Raw genomic sequence first — 2,266 nt, 5'->3', positions numbered from 1 at the left:
ATTGACGGCGGCATGGGCCAGCAGGGCGCCAATCAGGACGAGCAGGGGATTGAGCAGGGCCGGAGGCTCGCCCTGGTGCCAGGCTACCGCCACGCCAAGGCCGGCACACAGCGGTGCGAGTACCAGGAAATTGGGTCGGGAGGCGCGCACCACCGCAACGGTTTCAGACATCGGGTCCTTCCTCGGCTAACAGAGCGGTTAGTGGGGCAGATGCTCAGACGTAGCCGGCGGCAAACACCAGACCGAGCACAACCGGCATAACCACAAGACTGCCCAGATTGCTCAATAATACCAGCGAGGCGACCTTGTGTGGCTCCTGCCGATACTGTTCCGCCACCATGTAATTGAGTACGGCCGGAGGCAAGGCTGCAAATACCCACAGCGCCGCCACCTGCATCCCGGGAAGATCCAGAACCGCAATCATCGGCCATGCAAGGATCAGACCGCTGGCGGGACAGGCGATGGCGCCCAGCATACCCAGTTTCCAGTCACTGAAATCGATATCAAGCATGCGCACGCCAAGGGCAAAGAGCATCAGCGGTATGCTCACACCACCGAGCATGTTCAGGGTTTCCAGCAGCCATTCCGGCAGGGTCACGCCCCCGAGATTGACCGAGAGCCCGGCAATACTGGCAAATACGATGGGCAGCTTCAGGCGTTTTACGATGGAGGTATGGGGGGCGAGCATGTACAGCCCCACCGAAAAGTGCAGCAGCATTTCCACGATGAATAGCACAATGGCCGCCGGCAGGGCCTCATCGCCGAAGGCCAGTACCAGCAGCGGAAGACCCATATTGCCGGAATTGTTAAACATCATCGGTGGCAGAAAGGTCTTCAGGTTCAGCTTCAGAACCCTGGCCAGCGGATACAGAACAATTCCTGATCCGAGCACAACCACCGTGGCGGCCAGTGCAAGCTGGGCGTAGTTCTGCAGCGGAGCCTGCTGGTCAGCAAGAACAGCGAAGACCAGCATGGGCACAAACAGTTCCATGTTGAGAACGTTCAGTCCCTGGATGTCGGGCGTCCGGTAGCGGCCATAGAGTGCGCCGCAACCGGCGATCAGAAACACCGGCAACATGGTGGACAGAATCTGGCCAATCATTGAACAGGCTCCGGGGAATGTTTGGAAGTTTTTATTGGATAAACCGTTAGGTTCGCAAGTATCGCCCTGCTTGGGCAAGTGTTTATCGACGATGTTCGACCAAAGCAGGATATGGACACGGTGGCGACATCGGCAGCCGACGGTTGCGATGGCCGTTCGGGCCCACCACAATACCGTTTTCCAATGTTGTTATCTGCCCTGGAGAGTCCCTGTGTCCAGCCCGTTTGATCAGCCGGTTTCCCGGGAACACACCTGTTCCGTCAAGTTTGATGCCCGCAAGGCGGTTTTTGGCACCGAGGATGTTATCCCGGTCTGGGTGGCCGATATGGATTTCGCGGCACCGGAGGCTGTCACCCGTGCGTTGAGGGAGCGGGCGGAACATCCGGTTTATGGCTACACCCTGTTTCCGGACAGTCTTTACCAGTCGATGATCGACTGGTTTGCCAGTCGCCATGACTGGGAGATCCGGCGCGAGTGGATACTGATGGCGCCCGGCGTGGTGCCATCGATCAACGCCGCGTGCATGGCCTACGCGGGACCCGGTGAGGGCGTCATCATCCAGCCGCCGGTTTATCCGCCGTTTTTCAGTTCGGTGCGGCACAGTGGCCGGGTGGTGATCGAAAACCCCTTGGTGCCGGAGGATCCGGACACCGGAGACCCGGGCCACTACCGCATGGATCTTGATCACTTGGAGCAGTGCGCAGCCCGCCCCGATGCCCGGATCCTGCTGCTGTGCTCGCCCCATAACCCGGTTGGCCGGGTTTGGTCGGAGGAAGAACTGACGGCGGTGCTGGATATTGCTCGCCGGCACCGGCTGGTGGTGGTCTCCGACGAGATTCATTGTGACCTGACCTTCACGGATAAACCCCGCCACACCATGCTGGCGAAGCTGGCCGGTCCTGAAGATGCACTGGTAACGGCGGTCGCACCGAGCAAGAGTTTCAACATGCCCGGCCTCGGCCTGTCGGCTCTGGTTATTCCCGATGCGGACCGGCGCAAGGCAATGAAGGACGTGTTTGAATCCATGCATCTGCCCCAGTGCAATCCGTTCAGTATTGCCGGGTTTGAGGCCGGCTACCGCCATGGTGCCCCCTGGCTGGACGATCTGATGGCCTATCTGCAGGCCAGCCGGGACTATGTGGTGGAGGCTGTTGGCCAGCGCCT

Annotated in this window: 2 protein-coding genes; one reads left to right on the top strand and one right to left on the bottom strand. The window is 59.9% G+C overall.

Features of this window, described 5'->3' with window-relative positions; all coding sequences use genetic code 11:
* Window positions 1-214: 214 nt before the first annotated feature.
* Window positions 215-1,102 carry an AEC family transporter gene (locus B2W52_RS10430; protein ID WP_008172703.1) on the bottom strand — a complete coding sequence of 296 codons (888 nt, stop codon included), beginning with the start codon at window positions 1,100-1,102 and terminating at the stop codon, window positions 215-217.
* Between the two features lie 211 nt (window positions 1,103-1,313).
* On the opposite strand from B2W52_RS10430, the gene B2W52_RS10425 reads away from it, so the two are divergent.
* Window positions 1,314-2,266 (top strand): MalY/PatB family protein (locus tag B2W52_RS10425; RefSeq protein ID WP_286802898.1); only part of this gene is annotated, 953 nt, incomplete at its 3' end.

Origin of the sequence: Marinobacter sp. UBA2498, assembly GCF_002341575.1 — a bacterium.
GTDB classification, from domain to species: Bacteria; Pseudomonadota; Gammaproteobacteria; order Pseudomonadales; family Oleiphilaceae; genus Marinobacter; species Marinobacter manganoxydans.
The sequence above is the reverse complement of the archived record's forward strand: the minus strand, read 5'-3'. Positions and strand labels throughout refer to the sequence as shown.